27 protein-coding genes are annotated in these 26503 nt (G+C 56.1%); 16 read left to right on the forward strand and 11 right to left on the reverse strand.

What is annotated here, in order from left to right; genetic code table 11:
• Positions 1-21 precede the first annotated feature (21 nt).
• From DL239_RS13760 to DL239_RS13815, 12 genes are all read left to right on the forward strand, one after another.
• Positions 22-885 (forward strand): branched-chain amino acid aminotransferase, encoded by an 864-nt coding sequence (locus DL239_RS13760; protein ID WP_167684679.1) that lies wholly within the window; start codon positions 22-24, stop codon positions 883-885.
• Positions 878-1909, forward strand: coding sequence for an AbrB family transcriptional regulator (locus tag DL239_RS13765; RefSeq protein WP_167684680.1), 1032 nt, complete (start codon positions 878-880; stop codon positions 1907-1909). Before DL239_RS13760 ends, DL239_RS13765 begins: the two co-directional genes overlap by 8 nt.
• Positions 1910-1970: 61 nt before the next feature.
• Positions 1971-2426, forward strand: coding sequence for a universal stress protein (locus DL239_RS13770; protein WP_167684681.1), 456 nt, complete (start codon positions 1971-1973; stop codon positions 2424-2426).
• 91 nt (positions 2427-2517) lie between these two features.
• On the forward strand, positions 2518-3084 hold the full coding sequence (locus DL239_RS13775; protein ID WP_167684682.1) for a NifU family protein: 567 nt from the start codon (positions 2518-2520) through the stop codon (positions 3082-3084).
• The gene (tsaB, locus tag DL239_RS13780; protein WP_167684683.1) at positions 3074-3670 is read left to right on the forward strand and encodes a tRNA (adenosine(37)-N6)-threonylcarbamoyltransferase complex dimerization subunit type 1 TsaB; all 597 of its coding nucleotides are present in this window, start codon (positions 3074-3076) and stop codon (positions 3668-3670) included. Before DL239_RS13775 ends, tsaB begins: the two co-directional genes overlap by 11 nt.
• Entirely contained in the window at positions 3663-4097 is a 435-nt protein-coding gene (locus tag DL239_RS13785; protein ID WP_240931865.1) for a GNAT family N-acetyltransferase, read from the forward strand. The genes tsaB and DL239_RS13785 overlap by 8 nt, the downstream gene beginning before the upstream one ends.
• 167 nt (positions 4098-4264) lie before the next feature.
• The gene (locus tag DL239_RS13790) at positions 4265-5263 is read left to right on the forward strand and encodes a BMP family lipoprotein (protein WP_167684684.1); all 999 of its coding nucleotides are present in this window, start codon (positions 4265-4267) and stop codon (positions 5261-5263) included.
• A 165-nt stretch (positions 5264-5428) separates the two neighbouring features.
• Positions 5429-6961 (forward strand): ABC transporter ATP-binding protein, encoded by a 1533-nt coding sequence (locus DL239_RS13795; RefSeq protein WP_167684685.1) that lies wholly within the window; start codon positions 5429-5431, stop codon positions 6959-6961.
• A gap of 1 nt (position 6962) precedes the next feature.
• Entirely contained in the window at positions 6963-8057 is a 1095-nt protein-coding gene (locus DL239_RS13800; RefSeq protein ID WP_167684686.1) for an ABC transporter permease, read from the forward strand.
• Entirely contained in the window at positions 8057-9022 is a 966-nt protein-coding gene (locus tag DL239_RS13805; RefSeq protein WP_167684687.1) for an ABC transporter permease, read from the forward strand. Before DL239_RS13800 ends, DL239_RS13805 begins: the two co-directional genes overlap by 1 nt.
• Positions 9023-9344: 322 nt before the next feature.
• The gene (locus DL239_RS13810; protein ID WP_167684688.1) at positions 9345-10265 is read left to right on the forward strand and encodes a sulfite exporter TauE/SafE family protein; all 921 of its coding nucleotides are present in this window, start codon (positions 9345-9347) and stop codon (positions 10263-10265) included.
• A gap of 2 nt (positions 10266-10267) precedes the next feature.
• Positions 10268-11035 carry a TIGR02186 family protein gene (locus DL239_RS13815; RefSeq protein ID WP_167684689.1) on the forward strand — a complete coding sequence of 256 codons (768 nt, stop codon included), beginning with the start codon at positions 10268-10270 and terminating at the stop codon, positions 11033-11035.
• A gap of 100 nt (positions 11036-11135) precedes the next feature.
• On the opposite strand, the gene DL239_RS13820 is transcribed toward DL239_RS13815, so the two are convergent.
• From DL239_RS13820 to ccrA, 4 genes are all read right to left on the reverse strand, one after another.
• Positions 11136-11870 carry an SDR family oxidoreductase gene (locus DL239_RS13820; protein WP_167684690.1) on the reverse strand — a complete coding sequence of 245 codons (735 nt, stop codon included), beginning with the start codon at positions 11868-11870 and terminating at the stop codon, positions 11136-11138.
• Positions 11867-13393, reverse strand: a complete 1527-nt coding sequence (locus DL239_RS13825; protein ID WP_167684691.1) for an ATP-dependent DNA helicase — start codon at positions 13391-13393, stop codon at positions 11867-11869. Before DL239_RS13825 ends, DL239_RS13820 begins: the two co-directional genes overlap by 4 nt.
• A gap of 145 nt (positions 13394-13538) precedes the next feature.
• Positions 13539-14258: a helix-turn-helix transcriptional regulator gene (locus DL239_RS13830; protein ID WP_167684692.1), complete on the reverse strand. Its 720-nt coding sequence runs from the start codon at positions 14256-14258 to the stop codon at positions 13539-13541.
• A gap of 387 nt (positions 14259-14645) precedes the next feature.
• Positions 14646-15929, reverse strand: a complete 1284-nt coding sequence (ccrA, locus tag DL239_RS13835) for a crotonyl-CoA carboxylase/reductase (protein ID WP_167684693.1) — start codon at positions 15927-15929, stop codon at positions 14646-14648.
• Between the two features lie 458 nt (positions 15930-16387).
• Between ccrA and DL239_RS13840 the strand changes: the two genes are divergently transcribed.
• From DL239_RS13840 to deoD, 4 genes are all read left to right on the forward strand, one after another.
• A complete protein-coding gene (locus DL239_RS13840; RefSeq protein ID WP_167684694.1) occupies positions 16388-16723 on the forward strand; it encodes a hypothetical protein in 336 nt (111 codons plus the stop codon).
• Positions 16724-16890: 167 nt separating this feature from the next.
• The gene (locus DL239_RS13845; RefSeq protein WP_167684695.1) at positions 16891-18837 is read left to right on the forward strand and encodes a protein meaA; all 1947 of its coding nucleotides are present in this window, start codon (positions 16891-16893) and stop codon (positions 18835-18837) included.
• Positions 18838-18970: 133 nt separating this feature from the next.
• A complete protein-coding gene (locus DL239_RS13850; RefSeq protein WP_167684696.1) occupies positions 18971-19288 on the forward strand; it encodes an H-NS histone family protein in 318 nt (105 codons plus the stop codon).
• A 22-nt stretch (positions 19289-19310) separates the two neighbouring features.
• Positions 19311-20015, forward strand: coding sequence for a purine-nucleoside phosphorylase (gene deoD, locus DL239_RS13855; protein ID WP_167684697.1), 705 nt, complete (start codon positions 19311-19313; stop codon positions 20013-20015).
• Between the two features lie 103 nt (positions 20016-20118).
• Here deoD and DL239_RS13860 read toward each other — a convergent pair whose 3' ends face one another.
• The 7 genes from DL239_RS13860 to sdhA all read right to left on the reverse strand — a co-directional run bounded on the left by DL239_RS13860 (position 20119) and on the right by sdhA (position 26496).
• The gene (locus tag DL239_RS13860) at positions 20119-20586 is read right to left on the reverse strand and encodes a GFA family protein (RefSeq protein WP_369410572.1); all 468 of its coding nucleotides are present in this window, start codon (positions 20584-20586) and stop codon (positions 20119-20121) included.
• Between the two features lie 78 nt (positions 20587-20664).
• Entirely contained in the window at positions 20665-21546 is an 882-nt protein-coding gene (locus DL239_RS13865; protein ID WP_167684698.1) for an urea carboxylase-associated family protein, read from the reverse strand.
• Between the two features lie 89 nt (positions 21547-21635).
• Positions 21636-22082: a hypothetical protein gene (locus DL239_RS13870; RefSeq protein WP_206188462.1), complete on the reverse strand. Its 447-nt coding sequence runs from the start codon at positions 22080-22082 to the stop codon at positions 21636-21638.
• 248 nt (positions 22083-22330) lie between these two features.
• Positions 22331-22498, reverse strand: a complete 168-nt coding sequence (locus tag DL239_RS13875; RefSeq protein ID WP_167684700.1) for a hypothetical protein — start codon at positions 22496-22498, stop codon at positions 22331-22333.
• A 206-nt stretch (positions 22499-22704) separates the two neighbouring features.
• Positions 22705-23484, reverse strand: coding sequence for a succinate dehydrogenase iron-sulfur subunit (locus tag DL239_RS13880; RefSeq protein ID WP_167684701.1), 780 nt, complete (start codon positions 23482-23484; stop codon positions 22705-22707).
• Positions 23485-23671: 187 nt separating this feature from the next.
• Positions 23672-24565: a hypothetical protein gene (locus tag DL239_RS13885; protein ID WP_240931867.1), complete on the reverse strand. Its 894-nt coding sequence runs from the start codon at positions 24563-24565 to the stop codon at positions 23672-23674.
• A 125-nt stretch (positions 24566-24690) separates the two neighbouring features.
• Positions 24691-26496 carry a succinate dehydrogenase flavoprotein subunit gene (gene sdhA / locus DL239_RS13890; RefSeq protein ID WP_167684702.1) on the reverse strand — a complete coding sequence of 602 codons (1806 nt, stop codon included), beginning with the start codon at positions 26494-26496 and terminating at the stop codon, positions 24691-24693.
• Positions 26497-26503: the final 7 nt, after the last annotated feature.

Genomic DNA, 26503 nt, shown 5'->3' on the forward strand with positions numbered 1-26503 from the left:
ATTTCATTCTTGAGGCACCTAATGGCAACTGGCAGCAATATCCGCACCTTTTTCAACGGCAGCTGGCATGATGGTAATGTCCCAATCATGCGCGCCGCCGACCACGCAGCCTGGCTTGGTTCGTCGGTGTTTGACGGCGCACGGTTCTTTGATGGGTTGACCCCAGATCTGGATCTTCATTGCGACCGTGTGAACCGCTCGGCCAAGGCCCTAATGTTGACCCCAACGGTTACTACCGCTGACATGGTGGCCATAGCCCGCGAAGGTCTGGCGCATTACGACAAGGATGCGGCGGTCTATATCCGGCCAATGTACTGGGGCATTGACGGTGATGGATCTGCCATTGGCCCGTCGCCCGACACCACCGGGTTTGCGATCTGCCTAGAGCAAGTCCCAATGGCCCCGGCCAGCGCCAGCGCGACCCTGACCCGCACTCAGTTTTGCCGCCCGGTGCTAGAAAGTTCGGTCGTCGACGCCAAGGCTGGCTGCCTGTACCCCAACAACGCCCGCATGATCCGCGAAGCGCAGTCCAAGGGCTTTTCCAACGCTTTGGTTCTGGATGCTTTGGGGAATGTCGCTGAAACCGCGACGGCCAATATCTTTATGGTACGTGATGGCGAGGTCTTCACACCCGTCGCCAATGGCACTTTCCTAAGCGGCATTACACGCGCGCGCCATATTTCTAATCTGCGTGCCGAAGGTGTCACGGTGCACGAAACGGTTCTGGGATACGCCGATTTCGAGGCCGCTGATGAAGTGTTCATGTCCGGCAATATGAGCAAGGTCACCCCGGTCACTGCCTTTGACGATCGCCAATATCAAGTTGGCCCCATCGCGAAACAGGTGCGTGAAATGTATTGGGACTGGGCACATTCGAATGCCTGAACTACGCCAAAGCGCAGTTACCCTTATTATTGGGGGTCTCGGCGCACTGATTGCCATTACACTAAAAATGCCTGTTGCGTTACTCGCCGGGCCTGCCGTTGCAGTTGCGATTGCAGGGTTGAGGGGGATTAAGACAGGAATCGCAACACAGCTGAGAAACGTGGGATTTCTGCTAGTCGGGCTAAGCATCGGATCATTGATTGGCCCAGAAAGCATCCAAGCAATGATCCGCTGGCCAATCGCCTTTTCCCTGCTGGCAATTCTTACATTTGTGACCCCATGGATTGGTCGATGGGTGGTTCCACGCGTGTTGCCATTTGGCAAAGACGAAGCATTTCTAGCCGCTGCCCCCGGCCATCTGAGTCTGGTCATTGCGCTGGCGGACAGCCTGTCACTTTCACTGACGCGGCCGGTGGTTCTGGCGTCGATACGTCTGATGGTGCTGACACTGGTTATCCCATTGGCCGCGCAGGCTGCCGGAATGGACATTGGACCCGGCCTGCCAAGCGGTGCTGTATCCACACCATGGATCTGGCTCGTTATACAGATTGCTGCGGCTCTGGCTCTGTCGCCTGTACTGCACTGGATGAAACTGCCAGCCTCGACACTCCTTGCCGGAATTTTGGTGGCTGCGACCACCCATCTGTCCTCTATGACCACTGGTACCCTGCCCAACTGGCTGGCGCAGGGATCGCTGGTACTGATGGGAAGCCTTATTGGCACGCGGTTTAGCGGCATGTCTTGGCGTGAACTGCGCCGCAGCCTGTTGGCCGGCCTGTCTATTATCGCACTGACATCAAGTCTTGCCGTGCTACTTGCCATTCCAGCGTCCCAGCTTTCCGGGCTGCCCATCATGGATGTGTTGCTTGGATTTGCGCCAGGCGGATTGGAAACCATGATCATTGTGGCAGCCGCAGTTGGCGCCGATCCAAGCTTTGTTGCAGCGGCTCATGTGTTCCGCCTGCTCATCCTCGCGGTTATCCTGACCAGCTATGCCACAAATCTTCACCGAAAATCGCGCTGAGGAAACTGATGGACAGCGGCCATGCTCTCGGGCAGATTGGCTAAGATTGTGGAGGACCGAAATGCGCAAATTTCTTGTGGTACTGGATGATAGCCGCGAATGCCTGAACGCCATGCGTTTTGCGGCGATGCGTGCGGCCCATACGAGTGCGGGTGTCGAAATTCTGTCGATTATCCCACCAGATGAGTTCAATCACTGGATTGGCGTCAGCGAAGTGATCAAGGAAGAAGCACGCGAACGCATCCATGCGCACTTTGAGGTTTTTGCCAAATGGATGCGCGACCGTCAGGGCATTGATCCGGAGCTGGTGATCCGCGAAGGTGAGCCGCTGCAGGAAATTATTGCTCACATCGAAACCAATCCTGACATCGGTGTACTGGTGCTTGGCGCTGGCGATGATCGCAAAGGTCCCGGCCCACTGGTAAGCCAGCTCAGCCGGTCCTCGGGCAGCCTGCCTATTCCAATCACCATTGTGCCCGGCGATCTGTCCAAAGAAAAACTGGAAGCGATCACCTGATACTCTTGGGCCGTCTAATTTAGAATCGTTCTAATCCTTGACTTGCCCGGCTGTCAGGCGCATATCGGTGACAGCTTTACGGAGACCCGATATGTTCATTCAGACTGAATCCACGCCCAACCCGGCGACGCTGAAATTTCTTCCGGGTCAGACCGTGCTCGAAGTTGGCACTGCTGACTTCCCCACATCTGACACCGCAGGCAAATCGCCTCTGGCAGAACGCATCTTTGCGGTCAGCGGTGTTGCTGGCGTGTTCTTTGGCAACGACTTTGTCACCGTGACCAAAGCCGAAAATGTTGAATGGGACCACATCAAGCCGGCCATTCTGGGCGCGGTGATGGAGCACTATCAGTCCGGCCAGCCTGTCATGGCAGACGATGGCGCAGCCCCGGCATCCGGACATGCGGAACATACCGGCGAAGACGGTGCAATCGTTGACCAGATCAAGGAATTGCTGGACAGCCGCGTGCGCCCAGCCGTTGCGCAGGATGGTGGCGACATTACGTTCCACGGCTTTGACCGCGGTGTTGTCTATCTGCACATGCAGGGCGCCTGCGCAGGTTGCCCTTCGTCGACGCTGACCCTGAAAATGGGCATCGAGAACCTGCTGCGCCACTACATACCCGAAGTGACCGAGGTTCGCCCCGTTGCCGTCTGAGCCACTGATACTGGGATTTGACACATCGGCCGCGCATTGCGCGGCCGCTTTGCTGCGCGGCGATCAGATCATGGCCGAACGGCTGGAACTGATGAAGCGTGGCCAGGCAGAACGGTTGATGGTCTTGCTGGAAGAGGTTCTGGCCGAAGCTGGTGCCAGTTGGAAAGACCTGACAGCAATTGGCGTAGGCGTTGGGCCGGGGAACTTCACAGGCATCCGCATTGGAGTCTCTGCTGCGCGAGGATTGGCGCTGGGACTGGACATACCGGCTGTGGGCGTTGACGGTTTTGAGGCCAGACAGGCTGATGGCACACTCGCAGCGATCCCCGCCCCCAGAGAGCAGGTCTATGCCGCACTGCCAGACCAAGCACCGCGTCTGATGCCAGCATCTGAAGCTGCCGAAGCCGCACGCGGTGCCGGGCTATCGTTTGCGCCAGAGGCAAGCCCAGAAGGACTCGCCGCAGCCATCGCGCGCCACGCAGCATTGCGTGCTAACGACAACCCCGCCGCCCCAGCGCCGCTATATATGCGCGCGGCCGACGCGGCACCATCTAGGGATGTCCCTCCGGCGCTGATAGATGGCTAATCTACCTTCGCCAGCGGAGATGGCCGCCACTCATACTGCGGCCTTTACCCAGTCGCGCCCCTGGTCTGAGGCCGAATTCACTGACCTGTTGGACAGCCCATTCACCTTTACCGTGGGTGATGCACGCTGTTTTGCGCTGGTGCGGGTGATCGTGGACGAGGCCGAGCTGCTGACCATAGCCACCCATCCAGACCACCAACGGCAGGGTTTGGCACGTGCAGTGATGCAGGTTTGGCGCACGGTGGCCACCCAACGAGGTGCCGAAACCGCATTTCTGGAGGTCGCCGCCGACAACGCGCCTGCCTGCGAGCTCTATACCTCTTGCGGCTTTTCAAATTGCGGGAATCGCCCCGGTTATTACAGCCGCCAAAACGGCCCTGCGGTGGACGCCATCCTCATGAGACAGGCCTTACCGACAGACAAATAGCTCTTAACCTTAGGCCAACACCCGAAATCACACCAAATGGTCAAAAAGCGGTTGACCCCTTGGCCGGGCTACGGCCTTAATCGTTTCACCTTTTAAGAAATATCTCTGATTGGGTGGCTGATACAAAATGTCACCCCAAACAAAAAACAACAACTGGGAGTACCCACATGACTCTGATGAAATCCCTGATGGGAGCGGCTGCAACTATCGCTCTGTCCGCTGGCGCTGCACTGGCCGATCCGGCCATCATCTTTGACCTTGGCGGCAAGTTCGACAAAAGCTTTAACGAAGCAGCCTTTGCTGGTGCGACCCGTTGGGCCGAAGAAACTGGCGGCACCTTCCGTGAAGTAGAACTGCAGTCCGAAGCTCAGCGCGAGCAGGCTCTGCGTCGTTTCGCTGAAGCGGGTTCCAACCCAATCGTCATGGCTGGCTTTGCGTTCTCTGACGCTCTGAGCCAGGTAGCCCCTGACTACCCAGACACCAAGTTCGCTGTCATCGACGTTGACTGGCTGGACATGCCAAACGTACGCGGCATTGGTTTCCAAGAGCACGAAGGTTCGTATCTGGTTGGCATGATGGCTGCTCAGGCATCCAAGACCGGCACTGTTGGCTTTATCGGCGGCATGGATATCCCTCTGATCCGCAAATTCGCCTGTGGCTATGCCCAGGGCGTTATGGCTGCGAACCCAGATGCCAAGATCATTGCCAACATGACTGGTACGACACCAGCTGCTTGGAACGATCCGGTAAAAGGCTCTGAGCTGACCAAAGCACAGATCAGCCAAGGCGCTGACGTTGTATATGCTGCTGCTGGCGGTACTGGTGTAGGCGTTCTGCAAACTGCAGCCGACGAAAACATCCTGTCCATCGGCGTCGACAGCAACCAGAACCACCTGCACCCAGGCAAGGTTCTGACTTCGATGATGAAGCGCGTGGATAACGCTGTATTTGACGCCTTCTCGCAGGGTGTAGACCTTGAAGCCGGGAACGTTCACATGGGTGTCGCCAATGGTGGTGTCGGCTATGCAATGGACGACAACAACGCCGCATTGGTCAGCGCAGACATGCAGGCTGCAGTAGATGCCGCATCTGCCAAGATCGCTTCTGGCGAGCTGACTGTGCACAACTACATGTCCGACGACAGCTGCCCAGCTCTGAACTTCTAAGTTTAGGCGCAAACAAAAATTCAGGGCCGCGCACCTCTGCGCGGCCCTTTTCCCTAGCAGCGCTTGCATGTCACTGTTTCCAAGGTCAGATTCTGATACCTTTGATCTGACCAATGGCCGCACATGCACGCAGAACGAGACAGCCGTCGGAACAGGAACTGGTGAATGACCACATCCCCAGCCATTGAATTAAAAGGCATTTCCAAAGCCTTTGGCCCGGTCCAGGCCAACAAGGATATCTCGATCAGCGTCGCCCCTGGTACGATTCACGGTATCATCGGCGAAAACGGCGCTGGCAAATCGACCCTGATGAGCATCCTGTACGGTTTCTACAAAGCCGACAAAGGTGAGATTTGGATCAACGGCAAGAACACCGTGATCCCAGACAGCCAAGCCGCTATCTCTGCTGGCATCGGCATGGTGTTCCAGCACTTCAAACTGGTGGAAAACTTCACCGTACTGGAAAACATCATCCTCGGAGCCGAGGACGGAGGGTTATTGAAACCCTCCCTGGCCAAGGCCCGCCGCACTTTGAAACAACTGGCCGCCGAATATGAGTTGAACGTCGACCCTGACGCCCGCATCGATGAAATCGGTGTTGGCAAGCAGCAGCGGGTCGAAATCCTCAAGGCGCTGTACCGTCAGGCGGACATCCTTATTCTGGACGAACCCACCGGGGTTCTGACACCAGCCGAGGCAGACCAGCTGTTCCGCATTCTTCATCGCCTGCGCGAAGAAGGTAAAACCATCATCCTGATCACGCACAAACTGCGTGAGATCATGGAAACCACCGACACGGTGTCGGTGATGCGCCGTGGTGAGATGACCGCGACGGTCAAGACATCTGAAACCAACCCAGCCCATCTGGCTGAACTGATGGTGGGCCGTAAGGTGCTGTTGCAAGTCGACAAAACCCCAGCCAAGCCCGGCGCACCGGTGCTGGAAATCGAAAACCTGTCCGTCAGCGATGAGGACGGCGTAGAACGTGTCAAAGGCATCAACCTGCAGGTTCGCGCGGGCGAGATTCTGGGCATTGCTGGTGTAGCTGGCAACGGCCAGTCGGAACTTCTCGAAGTGTTAGGCGGCATGCGCGGCGGCACAGGAACAATTCGCATGCAGGGGGCAGAGCTGCCATTGCACGGCCCCGGCTCTCACGGTCAGGCCCGTCGCCGCGCTCATATCGCGCACGTTCCCGAAGACCGGCAACGCGAAGGTCTGATCATGGACTTTCACGCCTGGGAAAACGTCGCCTTTGGCTATCACCGAGATCCTGCCTACCAGTCCGGCATGTTGATGAACAACGCCGCCCTGCGCGCCGACACCGAAGCCAAGATGAAAAAGTTCGACGTGCGCCCCCCTGACCCATGGCTTGCTGCCAAGAACTTCTCGGGCGGGAACCAGCAGAAAATCGTTGTGGCACGCGAGATTGAGCGCAATCCGGAATTGCTGCTGATCGGCCAGCCCACCCGCGGTGTCGATATTGGCGCGATTGAATTCATTCACAAACAAATCGTCGAACTGCGTGATCAGGGCAAAGCAATCCTTCTGGTGAGCGTCGAGCTGGAAGAGATCCTGTCGCTGGCCGACCGTGTGGCCGTTATGTTTGATGGCCACATCATGGGCGAACGCCTGCCGCATGAAACAGACGAAAAAGAACTTGGCCTGCTGATGGCCGGTGTCGCCGGGGAGGCCGCATAAGATGGAAAAGATGCCCAAATGGGCCGACGTGGTGCTGATCCCGCTGATCAGCCTGCTGCTGGCCGCTATTATTTCCGCCCTGGTGATCCTCGGCATAGGTGAAGACCCGGTTGCCGCGGTCAAACTGATGATCGACGGCGCATTGGGGTCGACCTATGGCTGGGGCTATACGCTCTATTACGCCACCAACTTCCTGTTCACTGGCCTGGCGGTTTCCGTCGCGTTCCACGCCCGTATGTTCAACATCGGTGGCGAAGGTCAAGCGATGCTGGGGGGCCTGGGTGCTGCGCTTGTCTGCCTGTATATTCCTTGGCCACATTGGTCGATGGCACTGGCTGGCGGCGCAATTGGCGCGGCCATCTTTGGCGCAGCCTGGGCCGCTATTCCGGCCTACCTGCAGGCCAGACGCGGCAGCCACATCGTGATCACCACCATCATGTTTAACTTTATCGCTGCTGCGGTGTTGAACTATGTGCTGGTCAACCTGCTGCGCCCTGCTGGGTCGATGGATCCGGCCACGGCACGTTTCCCAGAAGCCGTCCACCTGCCTAGCCTACACGAAGTCCTTGCCCCGCTGGGCATCGAATTCTCCAAAGCTGCACCGGCTAACGTCAGCTTTCTGGTGGCCCTTGCCGCCTGTGTCTTTGTCTGGCTGCTGATCTGGCGCACCAAACTAGGGTATGAAATCCGTGCCTATGGCAAGTCCGAGCAAGGCGCGCTCTATGCTGGGATTTCACCATTTAAGATCACCATGATTGCCATGCTGCTCTCGGGTGCTTTGGCTGGCATGATGGCCACCAATAACGTCATGGGCGAGGCCGAACGACTGGTTCTGAACTCGACCGAAGGCGCTGGTTTTATCGGCATCGCGGTGGCCCTGATGGGACGCTCGCACCCGTTTGGCGTCTTCCTTGCGGCAATCCTGTTTGGCTTCCTGTACCAAGGCGGCGCAGAACTGGCCCTGTGGACCAAGATCCCTCGCGAAATGATCGTAGTGATCCAAGCCTTGGTTATTATGTTCACCGGAGCCCTAGACAACATGGTCCGGATGCCACTTGAAAAAATCTTCGTTGCACTGCGGAAGGGAAAAGCCTGATGGATTTCCTGACACTTATCCAGGTGCTGGACAGCACAATTCGTCTGGCCACTCCACTGCTTCTGGCTTGCCTAGCCGGCCTATTTTCAGAACGAGCAGGCATTTTTGATATCGGCCTTGAGGGCAAGATGCTGGCCGCCGCGTTCTTCTCGGCAGCCGTTGCAGCCGTCACCGGAAACGTGTGGCTGGGATTGCTGGCTGGGGTTGCCTCTTCTTTGGTTCTCAGCGGGATACACGGGTTGGCCTCGATCACTTTTCGCGGCAACCAGCTGATCTCGGGGCTGGCGGTTACCATGCTGGCCCAAGGCTTTACAGTGGTGATTGCACAAAGATGGTTCCAACAGGGCGGGCGCACGCCATCCTTGCTGACCGAAGGCCGCTTTGGCCCGATCAACTTGCCGTTCGCCGAGGCGGTATCGGACGTGCCGGTGTTTGGTCCAATCTACTCCGAACTACTCTCGGGTCACTCGATCCTAGTCTACCTGGCCTTTGCCGCAGTGCCTGCAACCTGGTGGTTGCTGTATCGCACCCGTTTCGGCCTGCGCCTGCGCGCGGTTGGGGAAAACCCCGAGGCCGTGGATACCGCTGGTATTTCCGTCGTCGGTCTGCGGTTTGCCGCTGTCGGCATCTGTGGCTTGCTCTGCGGCTTGGCTGGCGCCTACCTTGCCACCTCGCTTCAGGCTGGTTTCGTCAAGGATATGACCGCAGGCCGTGGTTATATCGCTTTGGCCGCTCTGATCTTTGCCAAGTGGCGCCCCTGGCATGCGATGGGGGCCTGCCTGTTGTTTGGTCTGTTGCAGGCTGTCGCACTGCGGTTCCAGAATATAGAGCTGGGTGGCATCACCATCCCAGTCCAGATGATGGACGCCCTGCCCTACATCCTGACCGTAGTGATCCTGGCCGGTTTTGTCGGCAAGGCGATCCCACCCAAGGCCGGCGGCGAGCCCTATGTAAAAGAACGCTAAGGGCCAACACCCCACTCGAACACCATCAACGCCCGGCCCAGTGCCGGGCGTTTTCTTTTAACCACCAAAGTCTCCCGCCCGTCGCCTGCGCATCTGGCGATGCCCGCTCCCGTTGGGCGTAGCGCCGGGCCTTGCCCGGCGCTACGCCCAAGTTTGTTCAGGGTTTACCGGCATAGCCGGTGCACCCTGCAACCGCGGGAGCCCGCCGAGGCAACTATAGCTACTTCAGATAGGTCCAGTTTTGCCACGAAGGTCAGTCCTGTGTGCTGCAGAGCGGCATCGGCAGTTGATTTTACCTAAATCTCCGGTCTAACTAAACCTTATGCAAATTTACCTTCCTATCGCCGAGGTCTCGGTCAATGCCTTCCTGCTCCTCGGATTGGGGGGAATCGTTGGCATTTTGTCCGGCATGTTCGGCGTTGGCGGCGGCTTTTTGATGACGCCGCTGCTGTTCTTTATTGGTATCCCACCCGCCGTGGCAGTCGCCACAGAGGCGAATCAGATCGTGGCCTCCTCTTTCTCTGGGGTTCTGGCGCATTTTCGAAGGCGAACGGTTGATATCAAAATGGGGGTAGTACTCCAGATCGGCGGTTTGATAGGCGCTGCGCTGGGGGTTTTGGTCTTTAACTACCTAAAAGCCATTGGTCAGGTCGATCTGCTGGTCAAGCTTTGCTACGTGGTCTTCCTTGGCGTTGTCGGCGGACTGATGTTCATCGAGAGCCTGAACGCGATCCGTAAATCCAAGAAAGCCGGTGGCGCGCCTGCCGCACGGCGTCAGCGCAGCTGGGTCCATGCCCTGCCCTTCAAAATGCGGTTCCGCACTTCGGGGCTGTATATCTCTGTCATTCCGCCCATTCTTGTCGGCATCTGCGTTGGTATCCTTGCTGCGATCATGGGTGTTGGCGGCGGCTTCATCATGGTTCCGGCGATGATTTACATCCTCGGCATGCCCACCAAAGTGGTTATCGGCACCTCGCTGTTCCAGATCATTATGGTGACCGGTTTTACCACCATGCTGCATGCCACTACCAACTACACAGTGGACATCGTTCTGGCTGTACTGCTTTTGGTCGGCGGCGTTATCGGGGCACAAATCGGCACCCGTATTGGCGTCTACATGAAGGCCGAACAGCTGCGTATCCTGCTGGCACTTATGGTGCTGCTGGTCTGTGGTAAACTGGCGTTGGATCTGCTGCTTACCCCGTCCGAGATATTCTCGCTCGGCGCTGGCGGAGGGCACTGATCATGCTACGCTCCCTGCTCCTTGCCGCTCTGGTATTCGCTCTCCCAGCTCAGGCTGGCCAAGAAGAGGTCGTGCTTGGTCTAAGCCAGGATCGTGTTGCTATTACTGCTGATTTCGACGGCGATGAGATCTTGATCTTTGGTGCCGTAAAACGCGAGTCCCCTATTCCCGACACGGACCCTTTGCAAGTTATCGTCACGGTATCCGGCCCCCAGGAACCGGTTCTGGTGCGGCGCAAAGAGCGCAAGCTAGGGATCTGGGTCAATGTCGATTCCGTTCTGGTGGATTCCGCGCCCAGCTTCTATGCCGTCGCAACAAGCGGCCCCTTTGGCGATGTGATTACCGACACCGAAGACCTGCGCTACCGGATTTCCATTGAACGGGCGATCCGATCCGTTGGCGCCGCCATGCATATCCGCGGCGCTCAGGATTTTGCAGATGCAGTGATCCGGATCCGCGAGAACCGGGATCTGTATTCTATCCGCGAAAACACTGTGGCTGTTGACCAACAGACCCTGTTCCGCACTGCGATTAAAATGCCTGCCGACCTAACCGAAGGCGACTATACTGCCCGCATTTTCCTAACCCGTGGTGGCGAAGTCGTGTCGCAGTATGAGACCTCTATTGACGTGCGCAAGGTGGGGCTAGAGCGGTTTCTATTTGTAATGTCGCGGGAGCAGCCGTTTTGGTACGGGATAATGTCACTGGCCATTGCCATCGCCGCTGGCTGGGGTGCCTCGGCTGCATTCCGTTTGTTGCGAAACAACTAAAGCCAACCCCCACATTCCATTGAACTATGGGTCCAAAAGGCGGGCGTTCTACGCCCGTCTTACAGTTCGCACGCAGAGCATATAACTAAGCGCGCCCCTCTTACCCGCGGCCGATATAAGGCATCTTGGTGGCCATCACGGTCATGAACTGCACGTTGGCCTCTAGTGGCAGCTGCGCCATGTGCAGAACCGACTTGGCAGCATCTTCAACCGCAAAGCTATCCATTGGCGGTGCGTTAGGATCATCCTGCTGTTGCCGATAGATCAGATCTTCGACCATCGGCGTGCGGGCATTGCCGATGTCGATCTGGCCGCAGGCGATATCAAATGCCCGTCCATCCAATGACAGGCTGCGGGTCAACCCGGTGATCGCCGCCTTGGTGGTGGCATAAGGGACTGAATTAGGGCGCGGCACATGCGCTGCGATCGACCCATTGTTGATGATACGCCCACCCTGTGGTGACTGGTGGCGCATCTGGCGAAACGCTGCGCGGGCTGCCAGGAACATGCCGTTGAGGTTCACATTCACAGATGCAAACCAATCGTCCAACGCGATTTCGTCGATAGTGCCACTGGCGGTGAAGATGCCAGCGTTGTTAAACATCACATCCAGATGCCCCGCCTGCATGACAAAGCTGTTGAACGCAGCATCTACTGCTGCCGGGTCAGTGACATCTGCAGGAAGGACAACGGCGTTGGTATGGCCCTCGGCCACTTCCTCTAACGCGTCCTGCCGCCGTGCCAGCAGGCCAACCTGCCAACCCTCGGCCAGAAACAACTCCGCAACGGCCCGGCCAATGCCTGAACTAGCACCGGTGATCACAATCGTCTTCATCCGCCTTCACTCTCCAGTTTCAGCGCCACTGGTGCGGCGCGCAAATCATCCACCCGAAGTGGTTCTTTGGGTTTTGATAGGCGGTTACGCACAACCCATATCAACCGCTCTTGTGCCCGCGTGATGGCAACATATGCCAACCGCTTCCACAGTGGCTGTCCGGCCTCTACACGGCCCATGCGGGCTGCCACATACAGATCAGGCGCAAACACCTGCGTGGTGTCCCATTGCGATCCCTGCGCCTTGTGAATAGTCACGGCTGCGCCGTGCAGGAACGTTGCCCCCATCCGGGCAGCAAATGGAATGAATGGCTCTTCTTCGTCCGGCTTTTCAATCTTCACAATCGAGGCTGCGCTGACCTGAGGATCTTCGGCGCCCATCACGTGCAGCCGCGAGAAACCGGGCTTGCGACCAGATCCAAGATAGACCACCTGCGCGCCTTTGATCAGGCCGCGCGCCTCTAGGTCCAACCGCTTTTTCCTATGCTTCATTGGCAGTTCAATGCCATCACAGATCAGCGGCTCACCCTCCATCAGCGCATCCTCTGGCGCGCCGTGAACGCTGCGAAAGGCGTTGATCAACTTGATCCGTGTCGCATTGCGCCAGACCAATACCGGAGATCGCGCCATCAGATCGACCTCTACCCGTTGCCCCCAAACAACCCGGTCATCGCGCCGTGCAACATCCTCGATCATCCGCTCAAAATCGTGAAACGACAGTTGTGGATCGGCCAAAGCATGGGCCAGATCGAGGATCGGGTTGTCGGCATCCTGACGGTGAACCCGGTGCAGTTCCAGCTTGCGCTCTTCGGGCAAGGCATCGAACACCATGGCCCCGGATTGGTTCACAGGGGCCAACTGGGCCGGGTCACCAAACAGCACTAGGTTGGGAAAAATCTCTTTCAGATCATTGAACTGGCGGTCATCCAACATCGAGGATTCATCAACAAACCCAATGTCCAACGGCTCTTCCCGTCGTTTCCAGCCTGTAATGAAGTCAGACCCGCGCAAACCTGCCGACGCCAAAGCGCCGGGAATGGATTTGTTCCGCTCGTAGAACGCCACAGCCCGCGCCAGCGCCTCTTCGGTCAGGCCTTCGATCTCGGGCTGCTCTCCCTCGCCTGTCAGCCACTCGGCCAGTTTTTCATACTCGGGGTCATACATCGGCGTGTACAAGATGCGGTGGATGGTCGTGGCCGGAACCCCACGCAAGCGCAGGACTGAGGCGGCTTTGTTGGTTGGCGCCAGAATCGCCAAGGTACGACGATCGCCCTTTTTGCGGCTCTCATAATCACCAGAGACCACTTCGACGCCGGATTGCTCCAGCGCCTTGTACAGTTCGGCCAACAACAGCGTTTTACCCGATCCGGCCTTGCCCATCAGGGCCATCACGCCGCTTTCGCCTTTTGGCTGCTGCAACAACTGACTATCGTCTAGATCGACTCCGGCCGTGCGCAGCATTTCAGTTACGCTGTCAAAGGCAGCGGCTTGGTCTTCAGAGAACTGGATGGGAAGTGTGGTCATTCCCAGACACTATAGACGCAGGGCCCGCTTCACCAGAGCCCGCCCCGCGTTTCCATGATGTTTTCAAGCGCTCATCGCCAGTGATTGTAGCATTCCCACCAAGTGATCAATCGAACCACATTGGTGGCACATCGGGGACAAGTCGTTAGACGACTATCAGCCCCCTACTTATGGCCCGTGCAATGGCATGTGTCGTATTCTGAGCACCAAGTTTAGTCTTGGCGCTTTCGATATAAACCCGCAACGTGTGCTCAGAAATCGACAGCGTTTCAGCAACTTCTGCGCGGCTGTACCCCATAGCCAAAAGGGTCATGGCATCCACCTCACGGGGTGACAAATTGCGCGAACCCTCAGGTGTTCGGTTGGGCTCAAAATCTATCGCTTTACGGTTGATGTAATGTGCCAGTAAAATCACGTCGCGACTGTATTTCTCGGTAAATTTCTCCCAAGTCGCATCGTCACAATTATGGCTAATCGTGAAGAGTGCGAATTGACCATTTGGGCCACGGATCGGAATTGAATACCCCTGATTGCCAACACCATGTTTCAACGCATCATCCAGGAAAGTACGGGCAGCCTTGGTTGACCAGTCCAGTCGCTTCCAATCCACCGGGTGAAACCGTTGATAACATCCCGTGACAACCGGATCGGTCCTTAGGTACCCCTGCTCAATGTAGCGCTTTACCCATTCATCCGAATATGTCCCGCACCCGTATTGCTCACCGGCGCTGTCGACCCAATGGTAGACGATGTGATCTATTTCAAAAAGGTCCCGGACCTTTTCAATAATGCTCTGAACTTCTTCAAGAGTACCGGCAGCCTCCAGTATCTTTAGAATTTTGTCCAAATTTATTCTGTTCGCCATCCGTTTGTGCACTAGCCTTTTCTTCCGACGAAGCCACTACTAACTTTGCCATCTCAAGCGTTTCGCTTAAGTGGTCTGCATGGCTCCTCGCGCAATCTGCAGCAGTATGTGACCGAAGGTCAACGCCAAGATCCAGCATCCAGTGATATTGGATCCTGGCCCGCCGTAATCCCCGAAGTATCACGCGAAATAAACTTAACATGTGTCTGAAATGTCAATATTCAACGCCAGCACCTCCCCTAAGATAGCGAGGGGGCGATTTCCAAGCCTCTGAAACTAAACATATGAGTCAAAGAATGGAAAAACCCACGAACCATAGTGAATGATTCGTGGGCGACCGCTTGGGCGGTTAAAGGCAGGCCGGATGGGCCATATAGACGGACGTCTTTATTTGGCTTCCAGCACATCCTCTAGGGTTCGCAGGCCTGTCTTAGGCGCCTGGACCAGGACCGACATGTTGCCCGGTTTATGCTCGTTGCGCAGCATCTTCATGTGCGCATCTGGCAGATCAGCCCAAGAGAACACCTCTGACATGCAAGGATCCAGACGGCGTTCCAGCATCAGCTTGTTTGCCGAGGCCGCCTGCTTGAGATGGGCAAAGTGGCTGCCTTGCAGACGCTTCTGGTGCATCCACATATAACGCACATCCAAGGTCAGGTTGAACCCCGTGGTGCCTGCACAGATCACCACCATGCCGCCCTTTTTGCAGACAAAGGTCGACACCGGGAATGTTGCCTCGCCGGGATGTTCGAACACCATGTCGACATTCACGCCCTTACCAGTGATCGCCCAGATCGCGGCACCGAATTTGCGGGCTTCTTTGAACCATGCGGCATACTCTGGTGTATTCACCGTTGGCATCTGCCCCCAGCAATTGAAGTCCTTGCGGTTCAAGACACCCTTGGCCCCCAGTCCCATCACAAAATCACGCTTGCTCTCGTCCGAGATCACGCCAATTGCGTTGGCACCGGCAGTGTTGATCAACTGGATCGCGTAAGAGCCCAGACCGCCAGACGCGCCCCATACCAATACATTTTGTCCCGGTTTCAGGTCATGCGGCTCGTGGCCAAAAAGCATCCGATAGGCGGTCGCCAGTGTCAGTGTATAACAGGCACTTTCTTCCCAGGTCAGGTGCTTGGGGCGTGGCATCAGCTGCTGAGACTGAACATTGGTGAACTGAGCAAAAGATCCGTCAGGTGTTTCATAGCCCCAGATACGCTGGCTGGGGGAATACATCGGATCACCGCCGTTACATTCTTCGTCTTCACCGTCATCCTGATTACAGTGGATCACGACCTCGTCACCGACCTTCCACTTCTTGACCTTGTCACCAACGGCCCATACAATACCCGCCGCGTCGGAACCGGCAATGTGGTATGGCTGTTTGTGTCCATCAAAGGGGCTGATTGGCTTGCCCAATGCGGCCCAAACACCATTGTAATTGACGCCGGCAGCCATCACCAAAACCAACACATCGTGGCTGTCTATGGCTGGTACATCCACCACTTCCTGCAACATTGCACTGTCTGGGTTGCCATGGCGCTCTTTGCGGATGGCCCAAGCGTACATCTGTTTGGGGACATAGCCCATCGGCGGCATCTCACCCATTTCATACAGGTCCTTTTCAGGCGCCTCGTACGACAACACTTCAGGATTGGTGTCCAAAGCCATATCGGCCTCCTCTTTGCCTCTTCTCGCCGCAGTGCAGAATCGCAGAGCTCTTTACGAGATAGAAATGGTCGAGCAATAAAGCAACCGTAAATACTATTTTTTTGAAACTTTATGACCTTAACTTTTCCGACAGGTGCAGAAAGTTTGGTGCGCCACAACGTGGCTCAGATGCAGAATCTACATGGCCAAGCAGCTCAATAGGACACTCTCAACGATGCTTTGCTGCGGATGGAAAAAATTCCCAGACAACTCATTCCCGCCACCTGAGCAACCATCACAAAACCATCGAGATATGTAACCACTCGCCCGTTCATAACCATGCACATCTTCAACTTCCCAAGCAACAGCTTGTTGCCACACACTATTTTCACACTATTCTGCAACTGTAAGACCACTCACCGAACCCGTTGGGCGTTTTGACGTTCAATGAAAAATGTCCTTTTCAAAGAAAGAATGTCATGTTTTCCAGACGTAACATAGTCACCGCAATGGCCGCTTTGGCCGTCACAGCAACCTCCGCGATTCCTGCATTTGCCTTGGATAGACGGGTCCGAATTGTAAATGATACCGGCTACGTGCTGGTCGAGTTCTACGGCTCAAACAAAGGATCGACCTCGTGGGAGGAAGACATTTTGGGTCCGGATGTTCTACGCTCGGGGCAATCGGTCATGGTCAATTTTGACGATGGCACCGGCTATTGCATGTTCGACTTCAAGGCTGTTTTTGACGACGGAGATGTTTTGACCCGTAAAGGCGTAAACATCTGCGAGATCGGCACCTACACCTATAATTGATGGTTTCACTCGATCCGACCAACAGTTAGCGCGCCGACCTGGGTCTGGCGCGCTTTTTAAATGCAAAATCGTCATTTTGCCGCAATGCAGCGAATTGACAGCGCCACAATATTCCCCGTATCAAGTCGATAGCGAAATAAAATTACCGCATCACTTACGAGGCTCCGATGACGCAGAAAGACCGCCCCTGGCTGATCCGTACCTATGCTGGCCACTCTACCGCCACCGCCTCAAACGCATTGTATCGTAGCAACCTGGCCAAGGGTCAAACCGGCCTGTCGGTGGCCTTCGATCTGCCGACCCAAACCGGATACGACAGCGATCACACTCTGGCAGGCGGTGAAGTCGGGAAAGTTGGCGTACCGGTATGCCATCTGGGCGATATGCGCGCATTGTTCGACAAGATCCCGCTGGAGCAGATGAACACCTCGATGACCATCAACGGCACGGCGCCGTGGTTGCTGTCGCTTTATATCGCTGTGGCCGAGGAACAAGGCGCGGATGTGCGCGGCCTGCAGGGCACTGTGCAAAACGACCTGATCAAGGAATACCTGAGCCGCGGCACCTACATCTGCCCGCCCAAGCCCAGCCTGAAAATGATCGCTGACGTGGCCGAGTATTGCTATAGCAACGTACCCAAATGGAACCCGATGAATGTTTGTTCCTACCACCTGCAAGAGGCCGGTGCGACACCGGAACAAGAGCTTGCCTTTGCCTTGGCGACCGGCCAAGCAGTCCTGGATGAGCTGCGACCAAGAGTCCCCGCCGAGGATTTTCCTGCGTTGGTCGGTCGGATTTCGTTCTTCGTCAACGCCGGCATCCGCTTTGTTACCGAGATGTGCAAAATGCGGGCCTTTGTCGATCTGTGGGATGAGATTTGCGAAACACGTTATGGCGTCACAGACCCTAAGTTCCGCCGCTTCCGCTATGGTGTGCAGGTCAACTCGCTGGGCCTGACCGAACAGCAGCCGGAAAACAACGTTTACCGTATCCTGATCGAAATGCTGGCCGTAACGCTGTCGAAAAAGGCCCGCGCCCGCGCTGTACAGCTTCCTGCCTGGAACGAGGCGCTTGGCCTGCCCCGCCCCTGGGACCAGCAATGGTCGATGCGTATGCAGCAGATCTTGGCCTATGAAACCGACCTGTTGGAATACGGCGATTTGTTCGACGGAAACACTGTTGTGGATGCCAAGGTCGAAGAGCTAAAGTCCGGGGCCCGCGCCGAGTTGAGCAACCTTGATGGCATGGGCGGCGCAGTGGCCTCGATCGAATACATGAAATCCCGCCTAGTGGATTCAAATGCCGAACGTCTGAACCGGATTGAGCGCAATGAAACCACCGTCGTCGGCGTCAACCGCTGGACCGAAGGCGAACCCTCGCCGTTGCAGACCGAAGATGGCGGCATCATGGTTGTCGACCCGGCGGTCGAGCAGGAACAGGTCGCACGCCTGAACCAGTGGCGAAACGAACGCGACGACGACCAAGTCCAGAGCGCGCTCGCCGCACTGCGCCAAGCAGCTAAGAATGGCGACAATATCATGCCTGCCTCTATCACGGCAGCCAAAGCCGGCGTTACCACCGGTGAATGGGCCGAAGAGATGCGCCAGGTTCATGGCACATACCGGGGCCCCACCGGCGTCTCGGGTTCGATGTCGAACAAGACCGAAGGTCTGGATGATCTGCGCAGCCAAGTTGATGCAGTCTCCGACAAATTGGGCCGCCGCCTAAAGCTGCTGGTCGGCAAACCCGGTTTGGACGGCCATTCAAACGGCGCCGAGCAAATTGCATTTCGCGCCCGTGACTGTGGAATGGATATTACCTACGATGGTATCCGCCTAACACCCGAAGAATTGGTGGCCACAGCTGCTGATGACGAGGCCCATGTTGTTGGTCTGTCAATCCTATCTGGTAGCCATCTCCCACTGGTAGAAGAGACTATGAACCGCATGCGCGACGCTGGCTTGGGGCATATCCCGGTGATTGTCGGGGGGATCATTCCAGATGATGACGCAAAAAGTTTAAGGGAAATGGGCGTTTCCCGCGTTTATACACCAAAAGATTTTGAACTGAATTCAATCATGAAGGAAATTACCGAGCTCGCATCACCCCATTGAGTTGAATGTCAATATCAAACAATACGTGGCATCGCGAAAAATGCAAAAAACGAGACAAAAAGCATCTGACAATTGGGCCAAAACCAGTTACGCGCTAATTCGTTAGCCTAGGTACTACAAACTGGAGACTGAAATGACCCTCAACCTTGCGGAAATGTCGCGTAAAGATCTTCTGCAACTCAAGACAGACGTTGACGAGGCGCTGAAATCAGCCGAACAACGTGAACGTCTTGAGGCGCTTAAGGCAGCAGAGGACGCGGCCGCACAATTCGGGTTTTCACTAGATGAAATTGCCAATGGTGGCCGTTCAGCCGGTAAACGCTCAAAGGCGGCTCCTAAATACAGAAATCCAGCAAACCCAGAAGAAACCTGGACTGGGCGCGGTCGCAAACCGCATTGGATTCACACGGCCTTGACATCGGGCGCTGATATCTCTGATCTGGAAATCTGATCCAGAAACGGAGAGCGCTTAAATGACAATTCATATTGGTGCCGCAAAAGAAGATATTGCGGAAACCGTCCTTTTGCCTGGCGATCCATATCGCGCCAAATGGGCTGCGGAAACATTTCTTCAGGACGTGCGCCTGATAAATGAAACTCGCGGCATGCTTGGTTTCACTGGCACCTGGAATGGAAATCGCGTGACGATCCAGGGCAGCGGTATGGGAATGCCCTCGCTGTCGATCTACGTCAACGAATTGATCCGTGACTATGATGCCAAAACGCTGATCCGCATCGGATCCTGTGGTGGCATGCAGGAACAAGTCAAATTGCGTGACGTTATCGTGGCCATGACTGCCAGCACCCTTAGCACCCCATCACGTGGTATTTTCAAAGAGCTCAACTTTGCTCCTTGTGCCGATTGGGGCCTGTTGCGCGCAGCTGTGCAAGCGGCAGAAGCCAAGGGCACAGATACCCATGTTGGCGGGATTTATTCATCGGATGTGTTCTACGACGAGCGCCCCGATCTGAATGAACAAATGGTGCGCCACGGCATCCTGGGTGTCGAGATGGAAGCAGCCGAGCTGTACAATCTGGCAGCTCGACACGGGCGCCGGGCCTTGGCTGTTCTTACCGTTTCGGACCACCTGTTAACGGGTGAATCAATGCCATCAGATCAACGTGAGCGTAGCTTTGGCGACATGGTAGAAATCGCCCTAGAGGCGGCCTTTGCCTAATCGCCAGTTACGCGTTCACCCATTGGGTCGACGCGTTTCTGAAGATACAACATTAGCCGTGCCGGACCCCGTCCAGCACGGTTTTTTTATCCCGCACCGCTATTCACCGCTGTGAATATTCGTCCATCAGCGCCTGAAGGTCTTCGATAGTTTCAGGAAACCCAGCGAAACTATGCGCGGCCGGAATATTTACCCATGGCATTTTCTTATCGGTCATAATTTCAACAAACGGCTCGAAAGACGCCGCGTCGTCTAACACCGACGTACGGAGATTGATCCGTTGCGCCGCTCCAATTTTTGAAAACACGAAATTCAAACATGATTTGCAGAAATAATGCTCTCGCCCTTCGGAGCCTAGGCCGCCTTTGATCAACTCTCCGATGCAGGAGAAACTGTCGATTGGGAACATGGCGGTAAGCGAATACGCACTTGCGCAAAGTTTCTGGCAGTCGCGGCAATGGCACGCCAAAGTCAAAAGCGGAGGTGCAGTTATGCTGACTTGTACTGATCCGCAAAGGCAAGAGCCTGCGAAAGGGGGCTTAGGGAGTGGCATCAACGGTCTTTCATTCATCAACAATTACTCGGGGATAATCCCCCTCGAAGCCGGAAAGGATTAGCCATGTGGCAGAAACACAGCCAACGGCACAGGCTAACGCCCGTGGCTACCATCATATCCGTTGACCTGCGGGCAGACCCAGCCCTCTAGCGTTCCATCCGCCGGTGCGAACACCTCGACCAGCAGCGGGTAGCAGGCCGCCGTATCACTGGAATGTTGCGCACTGCAATCGCCCCCCGGACAGGCGCTCAGCGCACCCAAAAGATCAAGCTCGGCAAAGAACTCCAGATAGTCACCGGGGCGCACGGGCGAGGCCTTCATGAAATACTGCCCCGTATCACGGGTAAAGCCAGTGCACATAAAGACATTCAGCACGTCATGCACATGCGGTTCCGCTTCACTCAGCGATACACCTAAATGATCTGCCAGCGCACGGGTCAGGTTCGAATGGCAACAGTAGTGGTACTGGCTGCCTGCCAGCAGGTTCCCCGTATAGGGATCACAGCGTGTGCCGATCACATCATGAACCGATCCACCGTATTCATCGATACCGTACCACCCCAGTGTATCGTCGGTGAGTGTTGCCATTGGCCGGAGGTTAGGAAAGCTGGTCCACATCTGCTCTCCGGCAGTGATATGCGTCCCATGAAGCGCACGTGTCTTGCCGGAATAAAACCGCTCGGCCAGATCATTGCGGTTCCACAGGTTCAGATCGCCCACCTGCGCACCCTCGACCGAGCTGATGCGAAAGAAATGCCCGGCTGGCACCTCAAAACAAGCGGCATCGCGCGCAGGAACCAAGACTTCATCTGTCTTGACCGCACCGGCACGTGCCCGGCCATACAGCTCCAGATCTACAGGAGGCAGTGTCTCGTTTGGGTAGCAGATCACCGGCTTCACGGCACGGCGCGCGTCAGCGTCTTTGGGGGATGAGGTTGAGTGATCACGACCAAGGCTATTGCTTGCACTACACATCAGGTGTCTCCAATTGCTTTGTGCTATCAACGCCCTGCCCGTACCCTTGTGCAAGCCCAATTGGCACATGGAAAGGTCGTTTTTTGCCGCTAGCTCGGTATACCCGTGTGGATCAAGGCTTTGCTAGCAGCCTTCGCAAAACATGATGCGTGGTCAATCCTTGAAATGAACGTCTGGGCCCGCTGGATTGGATCGTGCAGATACTGGTCAGGACCCAACATTCTATGCGCATTCAAATCCTGTGTAGACAGCAGATCAAACTCAACGGTTTCGAGATCATAGCTCCAGCCTCTATGCTCGCCTGCCCAACACTTCTTATGATGGATAAGAATGTTCTGCCTGACTGAATACCCGTGGTAATCAAACGCAATCACACCATTGGTCACATAAGTATGGTTTCCGGGCATGTCACCCACCGGTACGATACGCTCAGCATAGAACCCCGGCAGGGGTGGATCACGCAGGTAGGTGCCAGCCAGTATTGCACAAGCTCCGTAGCCAAAGAAAATCCGATCTGGCAGCGACCACCTGCGCACAGGGTTCTTCTTCGTTCCAGGCCTCAAGGTGTACATGCACTTAGCCTGGCGGATTATCGCAAGCAATTCAACCAATAGGCGAAATCAGTATCTCCCGCGCCCGCACGCCCAACGAAATGCCGGTATCGAAGATACCAACGATGGGCGGGAGACATTGGGGGCGCTTTCCCTGCCCTAGAACTGGACTGCATCAATACCCTTAACTCATGCCGTCACACGGCAAGCACCAGCAGACACAAGTGACCAGATCAGGCAGCCGTGTAATATGGAACAATCGGATCTTCGGATTGATCTGGACGCACCTGTGTAACATCACGTGTCACCGTCGGTTCAGCTGAATAATACGCCCAAGCTTGCTCCAGATGCTTCAACGCATCTTGGGACTCTTTGTTCGGCAATTGTGTGATTTTCTGCATCAATACTCTCCCAAAAGGACATGGATGATTGTTCTTGCAGAAAACATAGGCGCGTCTGACCGGCTTGACATCGCGTGATATTGCAGTGTCGCCATGCATTGACAACATGGCACTTCTGGCGACGGGTGTGCAGCCTCACAAACGCAAAACGCCGCCCTGTTTGGGGCGGCGTTTCAACGGTATGGCTTCCAAACTAAGGCGCCAGATTACAGCGTCCGTTCGATCATCATCTTCTTGATGCTTGCAATCGCCTTGGCCGGGTTCAGACCCTTGGGGCAGGTATTGGTACAGTTCATGATGGTGTGGCAGCGGTACAGCTTGAACGGATCTTCCAGCTCGTCCAGACGCTCGCCTGTTGCCTCATCGCGACTGTCGATGATCCAGCGGTAGGCGTGCAGCAACGCAGCTGGTCCAAGGTAACGATCACTGTTCCACCAGTAGCTGGGGCAGGATGTTGAGCAGCTTGCGCACATCACACATTCATACAGACCATCCAGCTTTTTACGGTCATCAATGGTCTGCTTCCACTCTTTGGCCGGACGGTTGGTCTTGGTTTCCAGCCACGGCATGATGCTGGCGTGCTGGGCATAGAAATGCGTCAGATCCGGGATCAGGTCACGCACCACCGACATGTGCGGCAGCGGGTAGATTTTCACGTCGCCCTTGATCTCATCCATGCCATAAATACAGGCCAGAGTGTTGATGCCGTCGATGTTCATCGAACAGGACCCACAGATGCCCTCGCGGCAGGACCGGCGGAACGCCAGGGTCGGGTCAATCTCGTTCTTGATCTTGATCAGCGCATCCAGAACCATCGGACCACAGGTGTCCATGTCCAGGAAATAGGTGTCGACCCGTGGGTTCTTGCCGTCATCCGGGGTCCAGCGATAGATCTGGAACTTGCGGATGTTGGTGGCCCCGCTGGGTTTCGGCCAGGTCTTTCCCGTTGTAATCTTTGAGTTCTTCGGGAGTGCGAATTCGACCATGATTGTCTCCTTGCTTAGCCGCCCACCAACAGAGCCGAGCCCTGCTGACAGATGTTCATTTTTTCCGATGCCCGCGCCAATGTACTGGCGGTCCCGAGCGCGTAATTTTGGCCTGCGTTTCCGCAGACAGTGTATTCTTCTGGATCAAAGACCCCAACAGGCGCGCACATGCAGGCGGACAAACCCATCACGACGTACCCTTCTCAGGCGAGGGGTTTGCGCCCACGATCCGGGCCAGCAGCGCCGCATCACGCGGGAACAGCCGTTCAAGCCGAGGGGTCAGTTTCGCATCATGCGCCGCAAGGTTCAGTATCGCGGCAAATTCAGGATCTTCCGCCATTTTCTGCCACCGACGGCTTGTCTCCAGCTCGTCAGCACTGCTTGCCTGTTTCTGAAACGACGAACCGCCACCATAGCTTTGCACCTGGCCAAGACTATTGTCTCGCAAAGGCAGGTCCAGCTGGTCGAGAACCATCTCGCGATACTTCGCGCTGCGCACCCAGTCGTCATAGCAGATGCAGGTAAAGCCCAGCTCATCGGCCTCTTCCACCTGCTGCAGCAGCACGCCGTAGTGGTCGATCGCCTGCAACAGGATCGCATTGCGACGAAGCAGACTGTATGAGTCATTGGCTTGCATCTTTTTCAGCAAAGACGCAGCCCAATTCAGGAAGCTCCGATAAACCAACACATCGCCAGTCAGCAGCGTTTCGTCAAATGGCCCCGATACTGCCTGCACAGAAGCAAACATCTGCGGTGTCACGTCCTCATACGAGAACAGCAACATTGCGTTGTCATCGACCCGGCCCGCAATCGAAGACAGGTTCCTGAGCGCTCTGCGATGGGGAGCGATTTTGCCATCCACCTCGATCGAACGGAACGTATTGAGCGGGTCAGTGTTGGGCTTACAGTTGTTCAAAAACACCGACTGTCCAGTAGGCGCGTTGCGCTGCAGCCAGTTGGCGATGGCATGGTTTCCAGAACGGCGCATCCCAAACATCCGAAGCACCTGTCCCGGAACGTATCCCAGACGGGTCCATTCCATCGGCATACCGGCATCAAATTGGCGATCCACAGCTGTCATTGCTTAACCTCGGGGATAAAAGCACCGCAAATAGCAGCTTTATCTGAACAAACCGGTAAAGCCCGGGGCGCAAGGCGTCCCGGCATTTCCATTGTTTTATCCCACAAAGCCATCAGGCAGCGACCTCAGAAAGTCCGCGCTTTGGGCGCGATTTTCTTCAGGCTGATGCCGCCTTGGTCTTCTTTGGTCAGCGGATCCAGAACCACCGGACGGTGGGACAGATCAACCTTGTTGCCTTCAACACGACTGATGGTGTGAACCCGCCAGTTTTCGTCGTCACGGGTGCTAAAGTCCTCGTGCGCATGGGCGCCACGGCTTTCCTTACGTGCTTCGGCACCGTGGATGGTGGCCAGCGCGTTGGGCATCAGGTTGGTCAGTTCCAATGTTTCCATCAGGTCCGAGTTCCAAACCAACGAGCGGTCAGTGACCTTCAGGTCATCCATCTTCGCCGCGATACCAGTCATCTTCTCGACACCCTCGGTCAGGGTTTTCGAAGTCCGGAACACAGCTGCATCGGCCTGCATGGTTTTCTGCATTTCCAACCGCAGCTCGGCGGTGGCAACGTTGCCTTTTGCATGGCGCAGACCGTCAAAGCGATCAAAGGCAGCATCAACCGAAGCCTGGTTCAGCACAGGGTTGGGGGCATCCGCATCCACAACCTGACCAGCACGAATGGCCGAGGCACGACCAAACACAACCAGATCGATCAGCGAGTTTGAGCCCAGACGGTTGGCACCATGTACCGAGGCACAGCCTGCTTCACCCACGGCCATCAGGCCAGGCACAACAGCATTGCTGTCTTCGGCGGTGGGGTTCATCACCTCACCCCAATAGTTGGTAGGAATACCACCCATGTTATAGTGCACAGTTGGAATAACTGGGATCGGCTCTTTGTTGACGTCTACACCGGCAAAGATCTTGGCCGACTCGGAAATACCCGGCAGACGCTCTGCCAAAGCCTCAGGTGGCAGGTGCGACAGGTTCAGGTGAATGTGATCACCCTCGGCGCCAACACCGCGACCTTCGCGGATCTCCATTGTCATTGAACGCGATACGTAATCACGCGGGGCAAGGTCTTTATACTGGGGCGCATAGCGCTCCATGAACCGTTCGCCTTCAGAGTTGGTCAGATAACCACCTTCACCGCGCGCACCCTCGGTGATCAAACAGCCAGAGCCATAGATACCTGTTGGGTGGAACTGAACAAATTCCATATCCTGCAACGCCAGACCCGCACGGGCCACCATGCCGCCGCCGTCACCCGTACAGGTGTGGGCAGACGTGGCCGAGAAGTAGGCACGACCATAACCACCGGTCGCCAACACCACCATCTTGGCGTTGAACACATGCATGGTGCCGTCGTCCAGCTTCCAGCAGACAACACCCTGACACTGACCGTCTTCGGACATGATCAGGTCGATGGCAAAGTATTCAACATAGAATTCGGCGTTGTTCTTCAGCGACTGACCATACAGCGTGTGCAGGATCGCGTGACCAGTCCGGTCAGCTGCAGCACAGGTCCGCTGTACCGGGGGGCCTTCACCAAATTCGGTGGTGTGGCCGCCGAACGGACGCTGATAGATCTTGCCTTCTTCGGTCCGGCTGAATGGCACACCATAGTGCTCCAGCTCATAAACCGCCTTGGGGGCCTCACGCGCCAGATACTCCATCGCGTCGGTATCACCCAACCAGTCTGACCCCTTGACGGTGTCATACATATGCCACTGCCAGTTATCAGGGCCCATGTTCGACAGCGACGCCGCAATGCCGCCCTGTGCCGCAACAGTGTGCGACCGGGTTGGGAAAACCTTGGTCACACAGGCTGTACGCAGCCCCTGCTCAGCCATACCCAATGTTGCGCGCAGACCAGCACCGCCGGCGCCAACCACCACTACGTCATAGTCGTGGGTTTCATATTCGTAAGAAGCCATGTTTTAA

The organism is Parasedimentitalea denitrificans, from assembly GCF_011813015.1.
Classification (GTDB): Bacteria; Pseudomonadota; Alphaproteobacteria; order Rhodobacterales; family Rhodobacteraceae; genus Parasedimentitalea; species Parasedimentitalea denitrificans.